Source organism: Acinetobacter sp. DMC2 (genome assembly GCF_056314305.1).
The window spans coordinates 765,468-787,705 of the sequence record NZ_JBQUYP010000001.1 but is presented as its reverse complement, the minus strand read 5'-3'; the positions used below and the strand labels follow the sequence as shown (position 1 = coordinate 787,705).

At 37.9% G+C, this 22,238-nt stretch carries 21 protein-coding genes; 8 read left to right on the top strand and 13 right to left on the bottom strand.

Features of this window, described 5'->3' with window-relative positions; all coding sequences use genetic code 11:
- The first annotated feature begins 61 nt into the window (after positions 1 to 61).
- Entirely contained in the window at positions 62 to 2,494 is a 2,433-nt protein-coding gene (locus ACT53H_RS03795; protein ID WP_476008645.1) for a DNA internalization-related competence protein ComEC/Rec2, read from the top strand.
- Here the strand turns inward: ACT53H_RS03795 and ACT53H_RS03790 are convergent.
- Complete coding sequence (locus ACT53H_RS03790) at positions 2,447 to 3,430, bottom strand: lysophospholipid acyltransferase family protein (protein WP_476008644.1); 984 nt, start codon at positions 3,428 to 3,430, stop codon at positions 2,447 to 2,449. The genes ACT53H_RS03795 and ACT53H_RS03790 overlap by 48 nt on opposite strands.
- 133 nt (positions 3,431 to 3,563) lie before the next feature.
- On the opposite strand from ACT53H_RS03790, the gene sppA reads away from it, so the two are divergent.
- A complete protein-coding gene (gene sppA, locus ACT53H_RS03785) occupies positions 3,564 to 4,580 on the top strand; it encodes a signal peptide peptidase SppA (protein ID WP_004790623.1) in 1,017 nt (338 codons plus the stop codon).
- Positions 4,581 to 4,601: 21 nt separating this feature from the next.
- Positions 4,602 to 5,411 carry an alpha/beta fold hydrolase gene (locus tag ACT53H_RS03780; protein ID WP_476008643.1) on the top strand — a complete coding sequence of 270 codons (810 nt, stop codon included), beginning with the start codon at positions 4,602 to 4,604 and terminating at the stop codon, positions 5,409 to 5,411.
- A gap of 67 nt (positions 5,412 to 5,478) precedes the next feature.
- Here ACT53H_RS03780 and purN read toward each other — a convergent pair whose 3' ends face one another.
- Complete coding sequence (purN, locus tag ACT53H_RS03775; protein WP_476008642.1) at positions 5,479 to 6,108, bottom strand: phosphoribosylglycinamide formyltransferase; 630 nt, start codon at positions 6,106 to 6,108, stop codon at positions 5,479 to 5,481.
- On the bottom strand, positions 6,105 to 7,175 hold the full coding sequence (gene purM / locus ACT53H_RS03770) for a phosphoribosylformylglycinamidine cyclo-ligase (RefSeq protein ID WP_004790630.1): 1,071 nt from the start codon (positions 7,173 to 7,175) through the stop codon (positions 6,105 to 6,107). The genes purN and purM overlap by 4 nt, the downstream gene beginning before the upstream one ends.
- A 135-nt stretch (positions 7,176 to 7,310) precedes the next feature.
- On the opposite strand from purM, the gene cxpE reads away from it, so the two are divergent.
- The 4 genes from cxpE (at position 7,311) to ACT53H_RS03750 (ending at position 13,864) form a co-directional block, all read left to right on the top strand.
- Positions 7,311 to 8,504 carry a chloramphenicol efflux transporter CxpE gene (cxpE, locus tag ACT53H_RS03765; RefSeq protein ID WP_004790632.1) on the top strand — a complete coding sequence of 398 codons (1,194 nt, stop codon included), beginning with the start codon at positions 7,311 to 7,313 and terminating at the stop codon, positions 8,502 to 8,504.
- Positions 8,505 to 8,524: 20 nt separating this feature from the next.
- Complete coding sequence (hda, locus tag ACT53H_RS03760) at positions 8,525 to 9,223, top strand: DnaA regulatory inactivator Hda (protein WP_144732148.1); 699 nt, start codon at positions 8,525 to 8,527, stop codon at positions 9,221 to 9,223.
- A gap of 330 nt (positions 9,224 to 9,553) precedes the next feature.
- Positions 9,554 to 11,413: a rhombotarget A gene (rbtA, locus tag ACT53H_RS03755; RefSeq protein WP_476008641.1), complete on the top strand. Its 1,860-nt coding sequence runs from the start codon at positions 9,554 to 9,556 to the stop codon at positions 11,411 to 11,413.
- Between the two features lie 18 nt (positions 11,414 to 11,431).
- Positions 11,432 to 13,864, top strand: coding sequence for a CSLREA domain-containing protein (locus ACT53H_RS03750; RefSeq protein WP_476008640.1), 2,433 nt, complete (start codon positions 11,432 to 11,434; stop codon positions 13,862 to 13,864).
- Between the two features lie 96 nt (positions 13,865 to 13,960).
- Here the strand turns inward: ACT53H_RS03750 and ACT53H_RS03745 are convergent, their stop codons facing one another.
- From ACT53H_RS03745 to ACT53H_RS03725, 5 genes are all read right to left on the bottom strand, one after another.
- On the bottom strand, positions 13,961 to 14,350 hold the full coding sequence (locus ACT53H_RS03745; protein WP_004790640.1) for a DUF3106 domain-containing protein: 390 nt from the start codon (positions 14,348 to 14,350) through the stop codon (positions 13,961 to 13,963).
- Positions 14,340 to 14,660 carry a hypothetical protein gene (locus ACT53H_RS03740; RefSeq protein WP_476008639.1) on the bottom strand — a complete coding sequence of 107 codons (321 nt, stop codon included), beginning with the start codon at positions 14,658 to 14,660 and terminating at the stop codon, positions 14,340 to 14,342. Before ACT53H_RS03740 ends, ACT53H_RS03745 begins: the two co-directional genes overlap by 11 nt.
- A complete protein-coding gene (locus ACT53H_RS03735; RefSeq protein ID WP_005045802.1) occupies positions 14,650 to 15,264 on the bottom strand; it encodes an RNA polymerase sigma factor in 615 nt (204 codons plus the stop codon). Before ACT53H_RS03735 ends, ACT53H_RS03740 begins: the two co-directional genes overlap by 11 nt.
- Before the next feature lie 159 nt (positions 15,265 to 15,423).
- A complete protein-coding gene (locus ACT53H_RS03730; protein ID WP_476008638.1) occupies positions 15,424 to 16,200 on the bottom strand; it encodes a TrmH family RNA methyltransferase in 777 nt (258 codons plus the stop codon).
- Positions 16,201 to 16,259: 59 nt separating this feature from the next.
- Complete coding sequence (locus ACT53H_RS03725) at positions 16,260 to 17,231, bottom strand: class 1 fructose-bisphosphatase (RefSeq protein WP_476008637.1); 972 nt, start codon at positions 17,229 to 17,231, stop codon at positions 16,260 to 16,262.
- A gap of 184 nt (positions 17,232 to 17,415) precedes the next feature.
- Between ACT53H_RS03725 and ACT53H_RS03720 the strand changes: the two genes are divergently transcribed.
- Positions 17,416 to 17,601 (top strand): NF038105 family protein, encoded by a 186-nt coding sequence (locus tag ACT53H_RS03720; RefSeq protein WP_003650227.1) that lies wholly within the window; start codon positions 17,416 to 17,418, stop codon positions 17,599 to 17,601.
- 58 nt (positions 17,602 to 17,659) lie between these two features.
- Here the strand turns inward: ACT53H_RS03720 and pal are convergent, their stop codons facing one another.
- The 5 genes from pal to tolQ form a co-directional block, all read right to left on the bottom strand.
- Positions 17,660 to 18,220, bottom strand: a complete 561-nt coding sequence (gene pal / locus ACT53H_RS03715) for a peptidoglycan-associated lipoprotein Pal (RefSeq protein ID WP_013197071.1) — start codon at positions 18,218 to 18,220, stop codon at positions 17,660 to 17,662.
- 27 nt (positions 18,221 to 18,247) lie between these two features.
- Complete coding sequence (gene tolB, locus ACT53H_RS03710; protein ID WP_016137340.1) at positions 18,248 to 19,528, bottom strand: Tol-Pal system beta propeller repeat protein TolB; 1,281 nt, start codon at positions 19,526 to 19,528, stop codon at positions 18,248 to 18,250.
- Between the two features lie 93 nt (positions 19,529 to 19,621).
- The gene (gene tolA / locus ACT53H_RS03705; RefSeq protein WP_476008636.1) at positions 19,622 to 21,079 is read right to left on the bottom strand and encodes a cell envelope integrity protein TolA; all 1,458 of its coding nucleotides are present in this window, start codon (positions 21,077 to 21,079) and stop codon (positions 19,622 to 19,624) included.
- A 3-nt stretch (positions 21,080 to 21,082) separates the two neighbouring features.
- Positions 21,083 to 21,535, bottom strand: a complete 453-nt coding sequence (tolR, locus tag ACT53H_RS03700) for a protein TolR (RefSeq protein ID WP_004790658.1) — start codon at positions 21,533 to 21,535, stop codon at positions 21,083 to 21,085.
- A complete protein-coding gene (gene tolQ, locus ACT53H_RS03695) occupies positions 21,535 to 22,233 on the bottom strand; it encodes a protein TolQ (protein WP_004790660.1) in 699 nt (232 codons plus the stop codon). Before tolQ ends, tolR begins: the two co-directional genes overlap by 1 nt.
- Positions 22,234 to 22,238: the final 5 nt, after the last annotated feature.

The following is a 22,238-nucleotide window of genomic DNA, read 5'->3' as shown; positions in this document are numbered from 1 at the left end:
GTTAAAGCCCACTCAGTTGGGCTTTAATTTTGCCCCTAAAAAGATAACGATATGATTTTAAATGTTAAAGCTTATTTTAATGGGGTGGGTTGTAGGTATTGCATTTATGGGAATAGATCTTCCTTTCATAACGCAATATGGTTGGATTGGTAAAGTTTTGCTCTTTATCTGCTTAATGTTTTATATTTTTAAGCGGCATCTTGTTGTAAATCGTCCCATATTAAAAGGAGTTTATTATTTAATCTGTGGTCTAAGCCTTTTTATTATAGGCCATCAGTATGCTCAGCATGCCTTAAATGAAAGACTACAACTACGGGAGATGCAACCTGAGTCTTTAGATATTATTGTTTATATAGACCGACTAAGTGAAGAAAAAGATAATAAGACACAGCAACTCGCTCAGGTTCTAGGGCGGTCATCCCATGTGGTGAATTGGTTGCTATATTTAAAAAATGAAAATGAGAGTGCATTAATAGAGGGGCCAAAATTAAAATTAGGTCATTACTATCGAATTTCGGGTAAAACCAGACCAGCTCATAGTTATGCAGTATCAGGTGCTTTTGATCAAGAACAATGGTTCATTCAACGAAATATAATGTCAGGTTTCAGTGTTCAGCATATTGAACCTTTAAACTCGAATGAAATTTATCGGTTGGGCTATCAAAGTCATTTAAAACAGCAACAAAATTTTTTGACTAGACAACGGTTAAATATAGAAAAACTCCGTCTAAAATTTAGATTAATGCTAAAAAAATCTCCCTTTCAGAATAAAGGACTATTATTAGCGCTCCTAACTGGGGATGAAAGTCTTTTAAATGAAGATATTAAAAATCAATTTAAACAGTTAGGAATCTCTCATTTGTTGGCGATTTCAGGGCCTCATGTCCTCATTTTTGCAATCTTGTTATCTTGGGGATTACATCAATTAGTACAACGTTATTATTCTCAGCTTTATTTGTGGCAACCCAAACAAATATTAGCAATGATTCCGTTATGTTTTGGTGTTTTGATTTATACAGCTTTTGTCGGCTTTGAAATTCCAGCCTTAAGAACGTTACTCTCAGTATTTTTATTTGCCTTTTTGTTGTTGGTCAAACTGCCTGTTAAGCCATTTTCGCTCTTGGTTTATAGCGCAAGTCTACTTTTACTTTTTGATCCATTTAGTGTTTTATCGGCAGGTTTTTGGCTCTCTTATGGTTCTTGCTTTATTTTATTACGCATTTATCAAACCATAGTACAGGTTCCAAATCTTGCCTCATTGAGTTTGCTATCTAGAATAATTCTTTTAGCAAAAACCCTAATTGAATCTCAGGGCAAAATATTTATTGCTCTATGTCCTCTAATGTTGATTTTCTTCCAACAGATTTCATGGGTAGCACCTCTCACAAATATTATTACTGTTCCTCTGTTAGGAGGAGTTATTGTTCCTTTAAATATTTTCGCTGCTTGTGTGTGGCTTATTTTTAATTCACTTGGAAATGCACTCTTTCAGCTTAATGATATTTTGCTCAGTATGGTGCTGACATGTTTTAGTCTTTTAGAGAAATTATCTCTATCGTTGCAAGGTTTTAGTCTGACACCACTGGCTTTGATAGGCTTAAGCTGTGCCATTATTATTTTATTTTTACCACGTGGTGTTTTACCAAAATCTTGGAGTCTTATATGTTGTTTACCCTTAGTCATTCCGAATAAAACCTCACAGCAAATTCAATTAAATATTATAGACGTAGGCCAAGGACAAGCGATTTTTCTACAACATCCAGAGCAGACATGGTTAATTGATACGGGTGGTTCTTATGATGAGAAAGCTTTCAGTATTGGTCAAAATGTAGTAATTCCATATTTACGTCAGAAAGGTATTAAGCAACTAGATCATGTGGTGTTATCTCATCTTGACCAAGATCATAGTGGGGCATTTCCTTTTATCGCTCAGGCTTTTCCTATCAAACAAGTCATATCAAATCAGCTATGGGCAGAGAAGGTGAAAGAACCATTTACCTATTGTCATCAAGGGCAAAAATGGCAATATCCACAGTTAGATATTGAGATACTTTGGCCTAAAGAAAATGATTTAAATTTAGTTCCTACTAACCAAAATGAATATTCTTGTGTCGTTTATATTCATTTAAAACAAGTACGGGGTTATCAGAATTATTTAATTATGGGGGATGCGGGATGGGAAGCAGAATATCAATTGATAAAAGAATATCCTGATTTAAAAGTAGATGTTTTGGTCTTAGGTCATCATGGTAGTAAACATAGTTCAGCCTATGACTTCTTAGCGACGTTAAACCCCAAGCTTGTTATTGCGTCTGCCGGCTTTAATAACCGATATGGTCATCCTAGCAAAGAGGTTTTAGCGAGAATACAAGAACTTAATATTCCATTTAAAAGCACAGTTGAGCAAGGAACATTAAGTTTTGTATCTGAGAATCATCAAATGATTTTATACACTCGACGTTTCGAGCGTACTTGGCTTCACAGAAATTTGTGAAGCTTCTGCTTTAAGCTTATCCACAATTTGAAGAGCTTCAGCTGGATCAATATTATAAATATTATCTAAAGCAGGGTTTGCTTTAAAACGTTTATAACTCCAGTGATAATGTTCTGGATAACGATGGATGAGTTGTTCAATAGCCTGATGAATGACATAAGTTCCATCATCTGCATTACCTTCGTAGATTTTCTCATCCATAGGTTCAACGTGCATCGTGAAACCGTCATTTTCGTTACGAATCGCGTAAAGGAATAAAGCTTTTGCTTTAGTTTTTTGAATAAGCTTAGTACTTAAATTACTTGAGGCAAGGGGAACACCAAAATAATTGATCATACTGCCGCCGATGTTAGGCGTATGGTCAGGCAAAATTACGGTAGTTTCACCTTGTTTTAAAGCTTTAAAAATTTGTCTTACACCAGTTTCGTCAGTAGGAACCAAGTGAGCTTGTTCACGACTACGTGCTTCTCGAACAAAACGGTCTGCATCTTCATTTTTTACTGGCTTGTATAAAATTGTCATTGAAGTGAATTGTGAACACCAAGCATTCAGGATTTCCCATGTACCAAAATGTGGAACAATCAAAACCACACCTTTTTTTGCTGCAAGTGCTTCATGAAAGTAATGCTCACCTTCAATATGATGAATTCTTTCGATATTCTTACTATTTGATGAGCCCCAAATACTTAAAAATTCAAAGTATGAGGTGACTTCATTACGAATAGCTTGTTGCGTAATTTCTATTCGCTGCTGTGGCGTTAAATGTGGAAGGGCGATTTGTAGATTTAGTTCTATACTTTTTGATGTTTTAGTAATTTTTAAAGTATTGATTAACCCTGCCAACATACGAGCAAGAAAACGTCCAAATTGAATTGGCTGGCGGCTAAAAGTTTTGAGTAGGTAGTAGTTCATGCTTTTTGTATCTAATTTGGTCATCTATCGCGGTAAAAAGGAAGCAATAATTAAAAAAAGATAAAATTATTATAAATGAAATCATATTATTTAGACAGTTTTTATCAAATCAACGTATATAATGACATCATTTTAGATTAATTTGGATTGGAATTTTATGTCCGATTGGCCACCAAAACCACAAAATGAACCTATAATCCCTAAACAAAATGGACCAGAATGGCAAATTCTTGAGAAGGCTGTACTTGCTTCAGTAGAGGAGCAGCGCCGTAGTCGCCGTTGGGGAATCTTCTTTAAAACATTAACTTTTATTTATTTATTATTCATTATTGTACTCATGGGTAAAGGCTGTTCAACCAGCAAAGAAGGCTCTGCTGTAAGTAGCAGTAGTGCCCATTTGGCTGTAGTGGATATTATTGGAACTATTGATGCTTCGAGTAATCAATCAGTAAATAGTGAAGATACCAATAAAGCGCTTAAACGTGCTTTTGAAGCTTCAAATAGTAAAGCTATTGCACTTAATATTAACTCACCTGGCGGTTCCCCAGTTCAGTCTGATGAAATCTGGCAAGAGATTCGTTATTTGAAAAAACAGCATCCAGATAAAAAGGTTTACGCTGTAATTGGTGATATGGGCGCATCAGGTGCTTATTATATTGCGTCTGCTGCGGATGAGATTATTGTCAATCCATCAAGTCTAGTCGGTTCAATTGGTGTGATCATGCCTAACTATGGGATTACTGGTTTAGCTCAGAAACTTGGCATTGAAGATCGCACTTTAACGGCAGGAACGAATAAAGACATTTTAAGTATGACAAAACCGATTGATCCTGTGCAAAAGCAACATATTCAATCTGTTCTTGATAATGTCCACACTCACTTTATCACTGCAGTTAAAGAAGGGCGTGGAAAGCGTTTGAAATCGAACGATCCAGCTATTTTTTCTGGTTTATTCTGGACTGGCGAACAAGCAATCCAATTGGGCGTTGCTGACCGTTCAGGTAACATTACGAGCTTGATGCGTGAACTAAACCTTGATAATAAAGTTGACTACACAATTGAGCGCAACCCATTACAATCCATTTTAGGTCGTATGGGAGCACAAATCGGGCAAGGGGTAAGTGAATCTATTGCTCAAGAAGTGCAGACTCGTCAAAGCGCAAAATTACAATAAAATCTGTTTTAGGATAGCGGTATGTCAATGAAACCAGTTATACACTTTGCTCATGCGAATGGCGTGCCATCAAAAGTGTATCAAAAACTGTTTGACCAGTTAAAAGGGGAATATGACATTATTTATGTTCCCCTGATTGGTCCTGATAAACGCTATCCTGTGACTAACCATTGGCCTGCTTTGGTTGATCAGGTAATTGACAGTATTGTACGACAGGCGAAAGGACGTAAAGTGATTGGACTTGGGCATTCTCTTGGTTCGGTTTTAACGTTGATGGCATCTTTTCAGCGTCCTGAACTCTTTTCTCAAGTCATTATGTTAGATCCGCCTCTTATTTTAGGACGATATTCATTTGCTTTTCATATGGCAAAATTATTTCGTCCTAAATTGGTTGATGCGATGACTCCAGCTGGTTTATCTGCACGCCGTCGTGAACATTGGGACTCGAGAGAGCAGGCTGCTGAGTTACTACGTCCTAAAGGTTTCTATAAAGATTTTGATCAAGATTGTTTTCAAGCCTACATCGACTATGCTTTGAAAGAGGATTCGGTTCGCGGTGGAGTTACTTTAACGATTTCTCGTGAGGATGAAGTTGCAATTTTCCGTAAAAATCCTTCTTGGTGGTGGCTGCCTATGCCAAAACCTAAGATGCCTGTGCATTTAGTTGTGGGTAAAGGAAGTGATTTCTTAAAAAGAGGCTTTCCTCAAATGGCAAAGCGAAAAATGGGAATCCCATTTACTGTGGTTGAGGGCGGGCATATGTTCCCTTTAGAGCATCCTATTGATACAGTGAATTCTATAAAGAAATTGATTCATCATCAGCCAAATTAATTTTTAGACTTATAAAAAAGGACATGCTGGCATGTCCTTTTTTATTTTTGCTTTTGAGTAAAAAGTTTTACCAATTTGCAAAACGAATAGGGTGTTCAAGAACTTGATCACGGAAATAAGCTTGGCCATTTTTCCATGTAAGTTGACCGTTACATAACCACTCTGCTACTTGTGGGTAGATAAAGTGCTCAAGTGCATGCACTCGATTTGCTAATGAAGCGGCAGTATCATGTTCTTTAACTGAAATAGCGGATTGGGCAATTGATTGACCAGAATCCAGTTCAGCCGTTACAAAGTGTACGGTACAACCATGTAAACGATCACCTGTGTTTAAAACACGTTGATGAGTGTTCACACCTTTATAAGCTGGAAGAAGTGAAGGATGTATGTTCAGCATTTTCCCTTGCCATTTGTTGACAAAGGTGGGAGTTAAAATGCGCATGAAACCGGCTAAAATAACCACATCCACTTGCCAAGCCAAGAGCTGTTGATGCATTGCTTCATCAAACACTTCACGAGTTGGAAAGTCTTTATGAGAAATAACGGCCGTAGCAATATTGGCTTTTTGAGCACGCTCTAGGGCATAAGTATCTGCTTTATTAGACAGTACACCTACAATTTGCCCTGATAGATTTGCATCTATCAAGGCTTGTAAATTACTGCCGTTCCCAGAGACTAGAACAGCAATTTTTATCATGCAAAGATCACACGAATTTTTTCGTCTGCACCTTCTACTGATTCAGCATTTTCTTGGATGTGACCAATTTTCCAAGCTTTTTCGCCTTGAGCATTAAGCACTTCAATTGCTTTTTCAGCATCATTTGCATCAACAGCAATGACCATACCTACGCCACAGTTAAACGTACGGTACATTTCAAAGCGCTCTACATTGCCTTCGCGTTGTAGAAGTTGGAATAACTCAGACCATTCCCAAGAAGCTTCATCAATGACTGCTTGAGCACCATTTGGTAATACACGTGGTAAGTTACCAGGTAAACCGCCGCCAGTGATGTGTGCCATAGCATGCACATCAACTTGTTTGCAAAGTTCAAGAACTGGTTTTACATAAATACGTGTTGGTTCCATTGCAACATCTGCAAGAGGGCGACCATCAATTATTTGAGTTAAATCAACGTTTTTAACGTCTAAAATTTTACGTAGTAATGAGTAACCATTTGAGTGAGCACCACTCGATGCAACACCGATAAGTACGTCACCAGACTTTACTTTAGTGCCATCAATAATTTTGCTTTGCTCAACAACACCAACCGCAAAACCAGCAAGATCGTAATCTTCGCCTTCATACATGCCTGGCATTTCTGCGGTTTCACCACCTACAAGTGCGCAACCTGCAAGCTCACAACCTTTACCAATACCAGTAACAACATTTGCAGCAACGTCAACATTTAAGTGACCAGTCGCGTAATAATCAAGGAAGAATAATGGTTCTGCACCACAAACTAAAAGGTCATTTACACACATAGCCACAAGATCTTGGCCGATTGTGTCATGACGATTAAGATTAAGTGCCAAACGTAATTTAGTTCCTACACCATCGGTTCCCGAAACTAAAACAGGCTCTTCATAACCTTTAGGAATTTTGCATAGTGCACCAAAGCCACCAAGACCGCCCATTACTTCAGGACGACTTGTACGTTTAGCGACTGACTTGATACGATCGACCAGTGCGTCGCCCGCTTCAATGTCGACACCCGCATCTTTATAGCTTAAACCGGTATTTGGGGTAGAAGTTGAGTTGCTCATAAATGAAGTCTCCGCATTGGCGGCAGATTATAACCTGAATATACGAAACTCTTATGTTATTTATGCTCGAAAATGCTATCTTTAATAAAAATATTTTTTCATTTATAACGATTAAATCAAAAAAGGCTAGATTTTATGCAAGATCGTATACTGCGCCGTATTCTTTTACTCGCAGGTATTGTATTGCTGGTATGGGTATTGTACTTACTCAAGCCTGTAGTCATTCCTTTTATCGGTGCTTTTTTCCTGGCTTATTTATTCAGTCCACTCGTTGATGTTCTGGTAAAAATCAAATTGCCGCGCTGGTTAGCAATTAGCGTGGTGTTCATCGGAATTGGTGTAACACTAACCATTGCATTATGGTATTTGGTTCCTCTGATCTGGAAACAATTGGTTTACGCCCGAGATAGCATTCCAGCAGGCATTCACTGGATTAATGCTGAACTATTACCATGGGTTTCTTCGACATTTAATGTTCAGCAAATGGAAATTGATACTGATCAAATGTCCAAAGCTGTCATGGATTATGTTCAGACAAATTACAGTGCCGATAGTATTCAAGCTGTCTTATTAAAGCTTGCACAATCAGGTCTCAATTTTATTCAAATTGGTGGAACAGTTGTTCTAATTCCAATTATTGCTTTTTATTTTTTATTAGACTGGGACCGTATGCTACAAAACTTACGCCGTCTCATTCCACGCCCATATGAAGCAACTACTTTACAGATCGTTGGTGAATGCCATAGCGTTTTAGGAGCGTTTGTTAAAGGTCAATTTCTCGTCATGCTATTGCTAGGCGTAGTATATGCAGTTGGTTTACAGCTCATTGGTTTGGAAGTTGGTCTTATTATTGGTATGGTAGCTGGTCTTGCCAGTATTATTCCTTATTTAGGATTTGCCGTAGGTATTATTGCTGCAGTTATCGCGAGCTTATTCCAGTTCGGATTGGATTGGATGCATTTATTACTGGTTGGTGTAGTATTCATGATTGGCCAAGCGGTAGAGGGCTATATTCTTCAGCCATTCCTACTAGGCGATAAAATTGGTTTATCTCCTGTGGCAGTTGTTTTTGCCGTATTGGCAGGTGCACAGCTTGCAGGATTCTTAGGAATGCTAATTGCATTGCCTGTTGCTGCTGTTATTGTAGTGTTGTTGAAGCATTTAAGAGAGAATTATGAAAGAAGCTCACTTTATGCTCCACCTTCTACATTAGTGATCCAACATGGCGATATTGAGCAAATTCATGTAGAAACCGAAAGCACTAAGCTTGATCTTGAAGTTAAAACACAGCAAGATACAGATGAACTGAAATCCCCTAACCAGAAATAATTTCAAGGTTAATTCAATATATGCGTCAACTCCAACTGGATATAGAACCTCAACTTGATGCCCGAATCAGTGATTTTTCGGGACCAAGTTGGGGGAATGTAGTCGATGCTGTGCGTCAACTGCATGCAGGTCTGGTAAGTAGGTTTTATATCTACGGTGGAGCAGGGACAGGAAAGAGTCACTTACTTTCCGCAATTTGTGACTCTTATTTAGAAATAGGCAAATCTGCAATTAAAGTTTCTTTGCTTGAACTCCTCGATGCTCCTATCGAAGCAATTACTTCTTTAGAGCATTATGATCTTGTCGCTTTGGATGATATTGAATCAATTAGTGGTGTGCCTCATTGGCAAAAAGCTGTCTTTCATTTAATGAATAACCACGAAGGACAGCTAGTATTTTCTTCACGTGTAGCGCCTATCGAATTAAAGCTAGAATTGCCAGACTTACAGTCACGACTTACGCAAGCCGTTAGCGTTAAAGTGCCGAGTGGAAGTTTATATGCAGACCGTTATTCTTTGGTTACGTCTGTAATGTCTAGACGTGGTATCCATTTTGATCAGCAAATTGTTGACTATTTATTATTACATGGTCCTCATCAAGCTTCTCTTTTACTACAGACAGTTGCTCAGTTAGAAAAACTTCTCAAAGGCGAAAAAACAAAACTTTCCAATGCAACTTTAAGACAAATTTATGCTTTGATTGATGAATATCAACAATAGATATCCTTTAATCTTGTCTTATTACTTCACCTGCGCATATAAAAAACTATTAAAAATAGAGTCTCTGACATAAGATTTCTAATTTCAGAGCACTTACTTCTACATCTTTTAAAGCTTCTTCTAATTTTAAACCATTCACATTTTTGTATTTAAAAAAGTTTTTTAAATGTATGAAGCTTTTTGTAAGCTGGTTCAAAAATGACTCTACAGACCGACCAAAATGTCTTGAGAAATTCTACTTGCTGTGACAAAGTACGCACAAAGGATGCGATTGCAAAAGCGGAAATTTTGCAATTTTGACAAAGAAAAATGAAAAAAAGATGTAAGGAGATGGGTATGCTCAAACGGAGCATTGCTTTTGCTTTATTGGCTGCTGCTGGACACGCTTATTCTGCCGATATTCAAGTCACAAGCTTAATTGATGAAGATAAAGACGATACGTTATGTACGTTGCGTGAGGCTGTACAATTTCTTAATTATCGAGCATCTTCCAATGCTGCTGATGTTGAAAAATATGCAACTGGTTATCATGGATGCGGAAGTAAAGATGCCTCTTCAAATATTATTTTGCAGCGTGATAAAGAATATACTTTGAATAAAAGTATAACAATTACTGTTCCCGTAGCTATTAGTACAGCAAAAAATGATTCTACTCTTGTTGAGGAAGGAGCACCCAATTCCCATAATGCCACTATTAAAATGATAGGTACGGATCAACTATTCCGTGTAGATGATGGTAGTGTTGAAAAAGCCTCTTTTACAGTTTCATTTACTGATGTCAATTTAAAAGGTGCCGGATCAAAAAGTGTAGTACCCGATGGTGATGGTGGACTAATTTATAACCATGAACAATTGGTTATTCAAAATTCACGTTTAATAGATGGGTATGCTACTCGTGGCGGGGCAATTTATAACGCGGGGATTTTGTCCAATACTACAAAAACAGCAGGCTCGGTAATGATTACTAATAGCCTGATGCAGAATAATAAAGCGAGTCAGGGTGGCGTTTTATATAGTGATATGCCACTTTACTATATTGGTCGCTCTGTCATACGTGATAATGAAGTGACTGCTGCAGATGGCGCATTGTTCCATGCACAAACTAAATTTGCTGATGAAAGTACAGGTGGCTATTTAACTTCTCGTGCTATTGGTTTAAGTAATAGTACGATTTTTCATAATAAAGGTAGTTTCATTGCCAATGTTCGTGATGGCATGGTAATCAATAATATTACTCTGATTAAAAATATGGGGGGCTTGTATTTTGATGCTCCACAAGGAAAAGCATCTGTCTCTAATAGTATTTTAGTAGGTAACACGACAAACTGTAAGGTATCTACAACAGATAAAACGATTGTGCAGAGTAATTTAGTAACAACGGAATGTAACCTTAATGCTTCGGCAGAGTTACCAAATATTATATACCCTGCAAGTGAAAAACTAATTGCTGGTAATACAGATGAAGGAACCTGTGATGTACCACCAGCAGATGGATTGCTTTGCCCTTATTCAACACCGAGTGATAGTTTTTTAGGATTCTTTAAACCTCGAGTTTTAGATAAATATACTAGCCTTTCGCAATCATTGTTAATTAACAAAGGCCGCTTATATAGTGATGGGACTTCTGTCGGTTTGGCGAGTTGTGAAAAGCAAGATCAACGTGGAAAAAATCGTAGCGCTTATGATGAGTTATGTGATTTAGGGGCGATTGAATTAATTATCAACCGCGATGATATCAGTACACATGGTCAAGATATTAAATATGGTGAAATTGCCAAATTTAATATTGCCGATGTTGTAGGTGATGGAGAGTTAGTTTCTCCACAAATATGTGAAAAAATGTTTGGAAAAAGAACAGATGGTCAAGCTTGGCAGTCTGGGTGTATGAAGATTGTTCAAACGAGTACACCATCTAAAGGGACTTTATCCATTGATGCTCAGGGAAATTTAACTTATGTTCCAAATGGAAACTGGCATGGAGCAGATGTATTTAATCTATTAGTCGTTACTACTACGACACGTTTTAATGATGCTGCGGATGTTTATCTAAATGTTCCAGTTCAAATCGTACAAGATCCACCATCAGGTATTGAAGATAAATCTGTAAGCGCGGGTGGCGGTGGAAGTCTAGGTGGTGGTTTAGTTTTAGGTCTATTTGGCTTAGTTGCTTTAAGACGTTTAAAGTCATAATCAAGGATGATAACGGCTATGAAAAATTATAAAAAGGCTTTTTTAGCATTAGCTGTGATTGCTGCAATGCCATTATTTGCAGATACTACGACTGGAAGAATTGATGTTACAACTTTTGATGATGAAGATGGTGAAAATACTAATGCATGTTCATTACGCGAAGCGATTAAGACAGCTGAGCTACGTAAGTCATATGGCGGATGTGCTGTTATTGATACACGTGAAACTACTCAAAAATCGATTCAGCTTAAAGCAGGAATGTACACTCTAAATAAGGAATTAGTTCCAAATGCGAATATTGCTATTTTTGGTGCTGATCCCGTAGATTGGCAGAAAAAAAGCGTATTAACCAATGATTATCCTGCACAACTTGACTTACAAACACGTATTAATGCTCAAGGTAAATCACGCATTTTCAATACGACTACCTATAAACAGCCCTTGACCTTAAATAATGTAATTCTTGAAAATGGCGTTACAACTGGCCAGGGTGGCGCGATTTATGCTGGTGCTGATATCGCTTTGCAAAATAGTCAGATTTTATCATCTCAAGCAACAAACGGTGGAGCAATTTATTTAGCTTCACCTAATATTACTTTGTCAGTAAATCATTCATTACTTAAAGGTAATAACGCAACACAAGGTAGTGTTTTATCAATGGGGTGTTTTAGTGACACTGTCTATGCACCACGTACCATCACCCTTACATCAAATAGTATTGTGAATAATGGTAATACAGCTTCAACAAGTACATTTGAGTTCTGTGGTAAACCTACTGCGACATTATCAGTTAATACCATTGCAAAAAATATAGCGAATAGTACTAGCGGCAGTATTATTAAGTTTACTGGTGATACCAATAATCCAGCCAATACATCAAGTATTTTAAGTTCAAGCAGTAGTTTAGTACTTTTAAATAATACAATTGTTGAAAACAACGCGAATAGTACTTTCCTCTACGATAAATTGGGCGCAAAAAAGCTAAGTTTTAACGTATTGGCTTATAATACCGGAAGTTATGCCTGTAAATATCTTTTAGGGGCGGCGGCAGAACAAAAGAGTGTAGGTTTAACGCTGAGTTTCAATGCACTTGACTGGACATCTACGGCAGCAAAATGTGATGTTCCGAAAGAATCTTTACCTGATGGTCATACGAATATTAATATTAGTGGTCAATCATTTAGTAGTGTACTAAGTCCACAGACTGTATCGGCCTATACAGGTTGGTTACCTATTTATTATCCAAAAGAGATTGTTGATACTAATCAAGTAGATTTGATTAATGTTGATCAAAATAGCAAAGGAAGCTGTGCCACAATTGATCAACGTGGTTTGAACCGTTTGACAGACAGTACTTCATACTATCAGCCAGAAAGCCGTAATAGTTGTGATATTGGTTCTATTGAATTAATGAAGCTCACTGCAGGTGATTTAGAGGATGTTAGTAATATTTCATTAACGACTTTAATTGATACTTATCAACAAAATTATGATTTATTTGATAATTATATTAAAGACCCTAAGACACCTTCTAACTTTATTACTTACTATAAAGTACGTTTGGCGGAGTTTAAGAATCTAATTGATACAACTAAGGCAAATCTTAAATATCGCGCAATTTATCTTGATTTAAAGAACTATGATTTACCATTACCGACAGAAGATGCTAATCATGTGCTGAAGTTCTTCAACACAACAGACTATCGTATTACAACTGAGCCATTAGGTATTGGATCTCTTGATGATAAATATGATGCTCAACAAGTTAAAGATCTATCTGATCAGGACAAGTTATTCTGTGAGTGGAATAGTGCTTTACAGCAAATTGTTTTTTATCGCAAGGACGATGTAGTTACTCAAGCTGGTACCTATGCTTATTGTAAATATACAATTACTACAGCCGATAATAAATTAAGTTCAAGCGGTTTGATTAAAGCTCGTTTTAATAATATTGAACCAGTGTCTGGTGATGGAACAATTACATTTAAATATCTTGCAAATGAAACTATTCCATTGAACTTGCTTAAATATGCTAATGATGATGGTGATGGACCTGTAAATACGCTTTTAAAACCTAAATCACAATTTTGGGTAAATGAAGACGGTGTGGAGTTACCAATTTATTTACCAAGCAAAACTTCAAAAGATGGAATCTTTAAGGTCGTTAAAGCAGATCGAGAAGGACCTTGTCCTAAGGATGATAAAGATAAAACTTGTTATGGTGGAAATATTTATATACAGGCAAATAACGTCTTTAACGTTTTCAATGATTCATTAAGTTATAACGTTTATGATGCAGATGGTAAAATTTCATCTAAAGCTGGCACAATTAACTTGATAAGTACAGCAACTACAACGGATGATTCTCGAAGTGGCGGTGGTGGTGGCTTAGGAATTCTATCTATAGCATCTTTAGTTGGTTTAGCAGCGTATAGACGCTACCGTAAATAAACGATATAAAATAAAAAAGCCTCCAATTGGAGGCTTTTTTATAGAAGGTTATGTAATACATTAAATTCACAGTATACGAATTTTACAGAGTTATATTTAATGTTCTAAATACTTGTTCATATACTCTTCACGAATAGCTGTTCTTTCTTCGCCATTCGCTTTAAGCATACGCTGGCGTAAATCATTACGCTCTTGTGTACTCATTTTTTGCCATGCTTCACGCATTTTTTCTTTTTCAGCATCGGGAAGTTGAGTAAACCAGTCCATACGTTGCTGTAGATTCGTACTTTGATTCGCTGGTAACTCTTTTAAGCTCTGGTAGCGTTTAATAACTGCACGTTGTTCCTCTTCAGAAAGAGCATTCCATGTGTCATCAACTTGTGTATTGGCATCCTTAGAAAAAATCCAAAATCGTTCAAAACCTGCAAAACTCGTTTGCAGGAAACTTAATGAACAAAGGATAAGTGCTAATTTTTTAGCTGCCATGTTGTATTTTATCCTCACCCAAGACCATTAGCATTTCTAAATCTTCCACCATTTGTGGAGATAATTTAGGATTTACAATCACTTGATTTTGTGGCTTATCAACAATATCTGCTGAATTAGGTAAAATTACAAAACCTGTGATCGCAGCTGCAAGTGCAAAACCAGACATTTTCCAGACACTATAAAAAGAGGCCGGTTTTTGTTGAATATGGTCAAGCACATGATTCATGACCACTGTTTTATTTTTATGGTGATGTGCCAAACTATCAAGTTTAGACGTTACCTTTTTAGTGAAATCATCATGATTCATCAGAACCTCCCAAGGGATTTAAATGGGCTAAGTACTCTCTAAGTCCCTGAATTGCTCGGTGATAATGGGTTTTTACACTACCTTCAGTACAGTTCATGATCTGAGCTGTTGTGTGTGTGTCAAAACCTTCCCACGCACGTAACATAAATGCCTGTTGTTGACGAACAGGTAGCTTTGAAATTGCTTCTCGAATTTCTTCGATAGTTACTGCTTGATCAAGAAAATCCGCAGGATTAATGGCTTTTTCATCAACTACATCAATAATTTCGTCGTCATCATTATCCAGACTAACTTTTTTGAAGAATGAAAATGGGTTTGCTCTACGAGATTCTTTGCGGCGCCAGTCCTGAAGTTTGTTGTTTAAAATAGTATAAAACAGGGGATACCATTCTTCAGTACTTTTATCGGCATAAGATTTGTGTAAAGCAATAAATGCTTCTTGAACCAAATCCATTGCAATACCTTGTTGACCTTGGGTAGCACTCTCCATCATCACCAAAGCGCGACCAGTAACATCTTGCATGAAAACTTTCAGGCGTTGCTCAGCCGTGCTTGCATGAGCACTAGATGTTTCCGATCGAGACTTTTTCGGTGCTAAATCCATGGAGATGGAAAATCCTGTCATTGGACATACCCACCTTATCTTCAATATATCTCTTATATAACGTTGAAAAGAGGTGGGAGGTTGACAACAATCGGTTATTTTTTACTAGTGTAATTGATTTTTTTCACAAATATGTGAGATGTAAAATAAATTAACGTTTTACTGGCGTTGACGAACCATCTCAAAAAAACAAATAGATCCTGCTATTGCTACATTTAAAGACTCTTGTCCACCAGGCTGAGGAATAGTTACAGATTCTGCATGATCTAAGGCGTAATCACTTGCACCTTGGCCTTCATTTCCTAAAATCCAGACACATGGTTTTGAAAGATCTTTTGAGTAAAGACTGGTTGAGCGATGAGAACTGGTAACAAAAACTGGTATTTGAAATTTTGGAAGAATATCTGTGAGTTGGAAGTTTTCAAAACAATGTAAGCTAAAATGAGCTCCCATGCCTGCTCTTAAAACTCGTGGCGACCAAAGTGATGCAGATCCTTGTGTGCAAATAATTTGTTTAATATTTGCTGCCGCTGCTGAACGTAGCAATGTGCCTACGTTACCTGGATCTTGTATATTTTCCAGAATTAACGTATCTACTTTATAGTCAATTGTTGATGCAGTTTTAGGTAAATCAATAATAGCTAAACAAGGCAGACTCGTACCTAATGTACTCAAATCTCTATATAAAACTTCACTAATAACAAAGATATGACCTTGATGCAGTTCGATTATTTCTTTTAAATCGTCGTGTTCTAATGCTTGTTCTGTCGTAAATAAAGAGAAAAGCTTCTTCTGTTGCTGTAGCCAAGCTAAACAAAGATGAGTGCCTTCAAGGACTGTTTGCTGGTGTTTTTTTCGGGCGTTACTAAGTTCGATTAATCCACGCAAATGTTTAATTTTTGCATTGTCTTTTGATTCTAAAAAAATAACAGCCATAAGGAAATATCCAACAAAAGGGCACCATCATACTATGATGCCCTAAGTAATTAAAATTATTAATGATAGCTTGTTACGCGTTCAACTTCATTTTTAGAGCCAATAATCACAGGAACTCGTTGATGAAGTTCTGTTGGTTCGATGTCTAAAATGCGAACACGGCCTGTAGTTGATGCGCCACCAGCTTGTTCAATGAGCATACTCATTGGATTCGCCTCATACATTAAACGTAAGCGACCCGCTTTTTTCGGATCTTTTAAGTCATATGGATAAAGGAAAATACCACTGCGGCATAAAATACGGTGAATATCACCCACCATACATGCTACCCAGCGCATGTTGAAATCTTTTTCACGAACAGAGGTTTTACCTGCAAGTAATTCATCAATATATTGTTTTACAGGATCTTCCCAATGACGCTGATTAGAAGCGTTAATTGCAAACTCTTGAGTATCTGCTGCAACTTGAACATTGTCAGTAGTGAGCAAGAATGTTTGAGTTTCTGGGTCTAAAGTAAAGAATGCTACGCCATTTCCAACTGTTAAAGCCATCATGGTTGATGGGCCATAAAGTACATAACCAGCAGCAACTTGCTGTGTACCAGCTTGCATGAAATCTTCTGCTTGTGTTACCGCATTTTTTGCAGGCAGGATAGAGAAAATTGTGCCTACACACATATTAATATCGATGTTACTTGAGCCATCTAATGGGTCAAACAAAACTAGATATTTACCATTTTCTTGGGCTGGTGTGAATTCATCAAGCTCTTCAGAAGCAAGACCACCTACTTGTGGATGAACTTTTAATGCATCGATTAAATAGTCATTAGAAATCACATCAAGTTTTTTCTGTGTTTCACCTTGAACATTTTCATTACCAGCACTTCCTAAAATACCAGCGAGCGCACCTTTTTGTAAGGCTTGATCGATAGTTTTACAGGTTGTGGCGATAGTATCGATGACTTGAGCCAACTCCGGTGTTAGATTCCCTTTTTGTTGTTGTAAAAATTGGGACAATGTGAGGTTGGACATAAAAAAAGCTCCTGTGCTTCAAGCATCAAAATGAGTCAGATAAATACGTGGCATATTCTAGATGAGAATGTCACAAAATAAAAATTATCTTACTTTATTTGTGTTGGATTTATGCTTACAACCCCCATTTTAAATGGTATGTTGATGATATGACAACGGACTGTATATTTTTAGGAGAATCGAAATGACAACAAAGAAGTTTGATGCGACCCCAACAGCAGGTGAACCAATCAATCTAGATGAAATTTCGAAAGAGAATGTTCAGGATGCTTGGAAAGATTATGAGGCAAAACCTGAATATAAAGATTTTAATAAGCATGATTTGATTGAATCGATGCAACATTCTGAAGAAGAAAAGAAATCTTCCTAAGTTTTGTTGTTATAAAAAAACGCTCATAAAAATATGAGCGTTTTTTTATGCGTATTCTTTATTTTAATAAAGGAGGCACTGCTTCGTAATTAATTTCAACGCGGCGATTTTCTTTCCACGCAGATTCATCATGTCCTGCATTAACAGGAGCTTCTTTACCATAACTTACAGCTTCAAGTTGCTGTGGATTTACACCATTGGTAATTAAGTAGCTTTGTACAGCTTTAGCACGACGCTCACCTAAAGCCATATTGTACTCACGTGTACCACGTTCATCTGTATGGCCAGTTAATGCAACTTTTGAATTTGCATTTGCCATAAGGAATTGAGCGTGAGCTTGAAGCGTTTGATAGTCTTCAGTAGATAAATCACTGCTGTCATAATCAAAATGAACAACGCGTTTAGCCAAAGCAGCTTTATTTGCTTCAGTTACACCTTTCGATGAAGCACCAGCCAAATTTTGAGCATTTAATGCCGCATCTTCACTTAAACCAGAAGTGTTAACTGTACTTGGATTTGTGCCAGTTGCAGTAGTTGTTGCTGGTTTGCGGCTTGCACAACCCGTCATTACAAGTGCTACGCTAAGAAAGGGTAAAGCTAAATATTTGATTGATTTCATGATCTTCTCCATCAATGGAATTAAAAGTTATTTTGGTGCCCAAGCTGGTTCACGTACTTCACCTTGTTCACTTGGTAAATTCATACGGAAACGTCCATCAGTAGACATGATAGATAACAAGCCACGGTTGCCTTCACGAGTCGCGTAGACCACCATTTGCCCATTCGGTGAGAAACTTGGTGATTCGTCTAAACTGGTTGGAGTAAGAATATTGGTGATGCCAGTATTAATGTCTTGAATTGCAACTTTATAACTGCTGCCACTTGGACGATGAACAAGAGCAATCTTTTTGCCATCTGCACTCAAAGTTCCGCGCGCATTAAATGAACCTTTAAACGTTAGACGTTTTACTGAACCATCAGCAAAGGTATAACGATAGATTTGGGCTGAACCACCACGGTCAGAAGTGAAAATAAACGATTTTCCATCTGGTGTATAACGTGCTTCTGTATCAATTGCCGAGTCGTTTGTCATACGTTTAACTTGGCGAGTTGATAAATCCATTTGATAGATTTCTGGATTGCCATTCATTGATGCTGTAAATAGCATTGATTGGCCATCAGGTGAAAAACTCGGTGCGCCATTTAGGCCTTTAAAGCTAGTGAGTACTTCACGTGTTCCAGTAGATAAATCTTGTAGATAAATTGCTGGACGTTTGGTTTCAAAAGAAACATAAGCAATTTTCTTGGCATCTGGTGTCCATGCCGGAGAAAGAATTGGGTCACGAGATGACAAAACAGTTTTTGGCTGTTCACCGTCAGTATCTGCAATTTGTAGAGTATAACGCTCTGCAGGGGTGGCAGGATTTCTGAGTACGTATGCAATACGGCCACTAAAATCACCTGGAATACCAGTAAGTGCCTGATAAATAGCATCACTCACCATATGGCCAGCTTGACGTATCCGTGAAGCGGGTACATTTAAAAGTTCATTTAAAATGTATTGTTGCTTTTGTACATCATAAAGTTGGTAATGAACTTCAAAACCTGTAGCTGTTTGTTTAATTTGTCCAGTAACTACATATGGAATTCCGGCAGCTTGCCAGTCAGAAGCTTGAATCTGATTGATTGCAGCATTGGCAGGCAAATTTTTAGATGAGCTTGTAAAGCGCCCAGAACGGTTTAAGTCAGTTTCAACAATAGGAGAAAGCCCATTGTCATTGTTAAACGGGACAATAGCAATTTTTGGTGCCTGATCTGGTGCTTTGGCAATTTCCAGATATAACTGGGCAAAAGCAGTTGTAGAAGCAATAGGGCTTAAGGCGGTGATCAATGCTAAAGATAGCAGGTGTTTGCGGCTCGTATTCATAAGTTTAAAGTCATAGCAGGTATTTTTGTGACTGTTGATTTTGTAGCATAGTTACATGCCTTAAACTATTTAAAGCATGTAACTCTTTCAAAATTATTGCGCTCTAAATGTAGAGTTAACACTTCTTGCTTCGCGTCTTGCATCAGGGTCTGATGGCATAGGATATGGTGCAGATGCTTGAATTGCAGCCTTAATACTTGCATCTAAAGCATCATCGCCACTTGAACGTGTGATCACAATAGAATTAACGCTACCTGAGTCTGAAAGGGTAAAACGGACACCAACTGTTTTACCGCTACTGCCAGTCGGAACATCCCAAGAGCGTCGAATTTTTTGCTCAAAATCACGTCTAGCAGAAGAAGCAATTTTTTTAGCTTCGGCTTTCTTCTGAGCTGCTTCTTCTTGTGCTTTTTGAGCAGATACAGCTTTTGCTTCGGCCTCAGCTTCAGCTTTACGTTTAGCATCATCAGCAGCTTTTTGCTGCTTAGCTTTAGCGTCTGCTTCAGCTTTACGTTTAGCGTCGTCAGCTTTTTGCTGCTTAGCTTTAGCATCTGCTTCAGCTTTACGTTTAGCGTCGTCATTGGCTTTTTGCTGCTTAGCTTTAGCATCTGCTTCAGCTTTACGTTTAGCATCATCAGCTTTTTGCTGTTTAGCTTTAGCGTCTGCTTCAGCTTTACGTTTAGCATCGTCATTGGCTTTTTGCTGCTTAGCTTTCGCATCGGCCTCAGCTTTACGTTTAGCGTCTTCAGTTGCTTTTTGCTGCTTAGCTCTAGCATCTGCTTCAGCTTTACGTTTAGCGTCTTCAGTTGCTTTTTGCTGCTTAGCTCTAGCATCTGCTTCAGCTTTACGTTTAGCATCTTCAGCAGCTTTTTGTTGCTTAGCTTTAGCATCAGCTTCGGCTTTTCGCTTAGCTTCTTGTTGTGCTTGAAGTTTAGCGTTTTCAGCCTTTTGAGCTTCACGTTTTAATTTTGCATCGGCCTCAGCTTTACGTTTAGCGTCTTCAGCAGCTTTTTGACTGGCCTTAGCTTCAGCATCAGCTTTTGCACTTTGTTCAGCCTTACGTTTTTGTTCGGCTTCTAATTTTGCTTTAGCCTCAGCTTGGCGTTTAGCTTCAGCCTGCTGTTTTTGAGTTTCCTCTATGCGTTGCTGTTCTGCTGCTTGTTTCGCTTTCGCAGCTTCTTCAGCTTTACGCTTTTGCTCAGCTAACTTGGCTTGCTGGGCCTGTTCGGCCTTTTGCTTTTGAGCAGCAAGTTGTTGAGCTGTTGGAGGAGGAGGTACAACTGGAAGATTTTGAGGTAGCGTTTCATCCACAATAGGGGCTAATACCTCTTTTGCTTCATTGGTAGCTGTAGTCTCTTGTTCAACTTCTTTGGCTAAAGGAGGAGGTAAATCTTCTGGCTTAACTAAAATAGTTGTTAGCTTTTTTGGCTGTTCAGGTGGTTTACTCAAGCCTAAAAAAAGCAAGCCAACAATGGCAATTGCATGAACTCCTAGTGTAAAGCTCAATGCAATCGCATTTTGTTTAAAGTGTGGCTTTTGATTTTTATTCATAGCTTATTTTAAAGGCTCTGTCAGAAGGCCAACTTGAGTTAAACCTGCTTCTTGTAAACTTGCCATTAATGATACGACTTCTCCATAAGGACGAGACTTATCACCATTGACTAAAACTGTGAGTTGTTTATTTTCTTGTTCAGCTTGTTTTTGAGCACCGCTTAAAACTTCTTCAAGTTTTTCACGAGACAATGGTTCACTATCTTTGTAATCTTCGTACTGAAGATAAATATTGCCATCTTTACCAATGGTTACCATGGCAGGCATATCTTTTGATTCGATTGGATGGTTATTTGCTTGAGGTAAATCGACTTTAATACCACTAGTAATCATGGGAGCAGTCACCATGAAAATAACCAAAAGTACGAGCATAACGTCAATATAGGGTACGACGTTCATATCACTTTTTAATGGTTTTTTTATACGCTCAAAGCGCCCTGAACGCTGTATTGCCATTATGCATCTTCCTGTGATGAACCCACAGACTGACGTTGCAATAAGGCAATCATCTCTTCAGCAAATAAAGCACGATCAGAGTAAACACTTTCACTTTTAGAAGTGAAGTGGTTAAAAGCCAACACAGCAGGAATTGCAGCAAATAAACCAATTGCGGTTGCAATAAGTGCTTCGGCAATACCAGGTGCAACAGTTGCCAAAGTGACTTGATCAACAGCAGCTAAACCGATAAATGCATTCATAATCCCCCAAACGGTACCGAATAGACCGATGTAAGGAGCTACAGAGCCAATACTTGCTAAAGTACCTAAGCCGTATTCTAGATGGCTCTGATCACGACTCAAACCTACTCGCAAAATACGTTCAGTCCCTTCAATCGTTTGTGAAACAGGGGCCTGACGTTTTTTAAGTTTAAAAAACTCACTCAACCCTTGATAAAAAATATCTTCAAGACCTGAGCGTTTTGAGTTGAGCTGAGCATTGTTGTAAAGCGTATTGAGTTCAGCACCCGACCAGAACATTTTCTGGAAATGTTCATCTTCTTGATGGGCTTTTTTATAACTCATATGTAACTTGGCAATCAGATACCAACTAAAGATTGATGCTAACAATAAAATTAGCATGACCAACTGAACGACTGGACTTGCCTGTAAAATAAGGTCAGAAATATGCAGGGTTGATTCAATGTTTGTTGCCATAGTTA

Coding starts and splice junctions, on each gene's coding strand:
- pal (WP_013197071.1), bottom strand. CDS start 18,220: ATGAAATCAATCAAATATTTAGCTTTACCCTTTCTTAGCGTAGCACTT.
- ACT53H_RS03735 (WP_005045802.1), bottom strand. CDS start 15,264: ATGGATTTAGCACCGAAAAAGTCTCGATCGGAAACATCTAGTGCTCAT.
- tolB (WP_016137340.1), bottom strand. CDS start 19,528: ATGAATACGAGCCGCAAACACCTGCTATCTTTAGCATTGATCACCGCC.
- ACT53H_RS03745 (WP_004790640.1), bottom strand. CDS start 14,350: ATGGCAGCTAAAAAATTAGCACTTATCCTTTGTTCATTAAGTTTCCTG.
- ACT53H_RS03795 (WP_476008645.1), top strand. CDS start 62: ATGTTAAAGCTTATTTTAATGGGGTGGGTTGTAGGTATTGCATTTATG.
- hda (WP_144732148.1), top strand. CDS start 8,525: ATGCGTCAACTCCAACTGGATATAGAACCTCAACTTGATGCCCGAATC.
- ACT53H_RS03740 (WP_476008639.1), bottom strand. CDS start 14,660: ATGAATCATGATGATTTCACTAAAAAGGTAACGTCTAAACTTGATAGT.
- ACT53H_RS03750 (WP_476008640.1), top strand. CDS start 11,432: ATGAAAAATTATAAAAAGGCTTTTTTAGCATTAGCTGTGATTGCTGCA.
- cxpE (WP_004790632.1), top strand. CDS start 7,311: ATGCAAGATCGTATACTGCGCCGTATTCTTTTACTCGCAGGTATTGTA.
- ACT53H_RS03790 (WP_476008644.1), bottom strand. CDS start 3,430: ATGACCAAATTAGATACAAAAAGCATGAACTACTACCTACTCAAAACT.
- ACT53H_RS03720 (WP_003650227.1), top strand. CDS start 17,416: ATGACAACAAAGAAGTTTGATGCGACCCCAACAGCAGGTGAACCAATC.
- ACT53H_RS03780 (WP_476008643.1), top strand. CDS start 4,602: ATGTCAATGAAACCAGTTATACACTTTGCTCATGCGAATGGCGTGCCA.
- purN (WP_476008642.1), bottom strand. CDS start 6,108: ATGATAAAAATTGCTGTTCTAGTCTCTGGGAACGGCAGTAATTTACAA.
- tolR (WP_004790658.1), bottom strand. CDS start 21,535: ATGGCAATACAGCGTTCAGGGCGCTTTGAGCGTATAAAAAAACCATTA.
- ACT53H_RS03725 (WP_476008637.1), bottom strand. CDS start 17,231: ATGTCCAACCTCACATTGTCCCAATTTTTACAACAACAAAAAGGGAAT.
- tolQ (WP_004790660.1), bottom strand. CDS start 22,233: ATGGCAACAAACATTGAATCAACCCTGCATATTTCTGACCTTATTTTA.
- rbtA (WP_476008641.1), top strand. CDS start 9,554: ATGGGTATGCTCAAACGGAGCATTGCTTTTGCTTTATTGGCTGCTGCT.
- sppA (WP_004790623.1), top strand. CDS start 3,564: ATGTCCGATTGGCCACCAAAACCACAAAATGAACCTATAATCCCTAAA.
- tolA (WP_476008636.1), bottom strand. CDS start 21,079: ATGAATAAAAATCAAAAGCCACACTTTAAACAAAATGCGATTGCATTG.
- ACT53H_RS03730 (WP_476008638.1), bottom strand. CDS start 16,200: ATGGCTGTTATTTTTTTAGAATCAAAAGACAATGCAAAAATTAAACAT.
- purM (WP_004790630.1), bottom strand. CDS start 7,175: ATGAGCAACTCAACTTCTACCCCAAATACCGGTTTAAGCTATAAAGAT.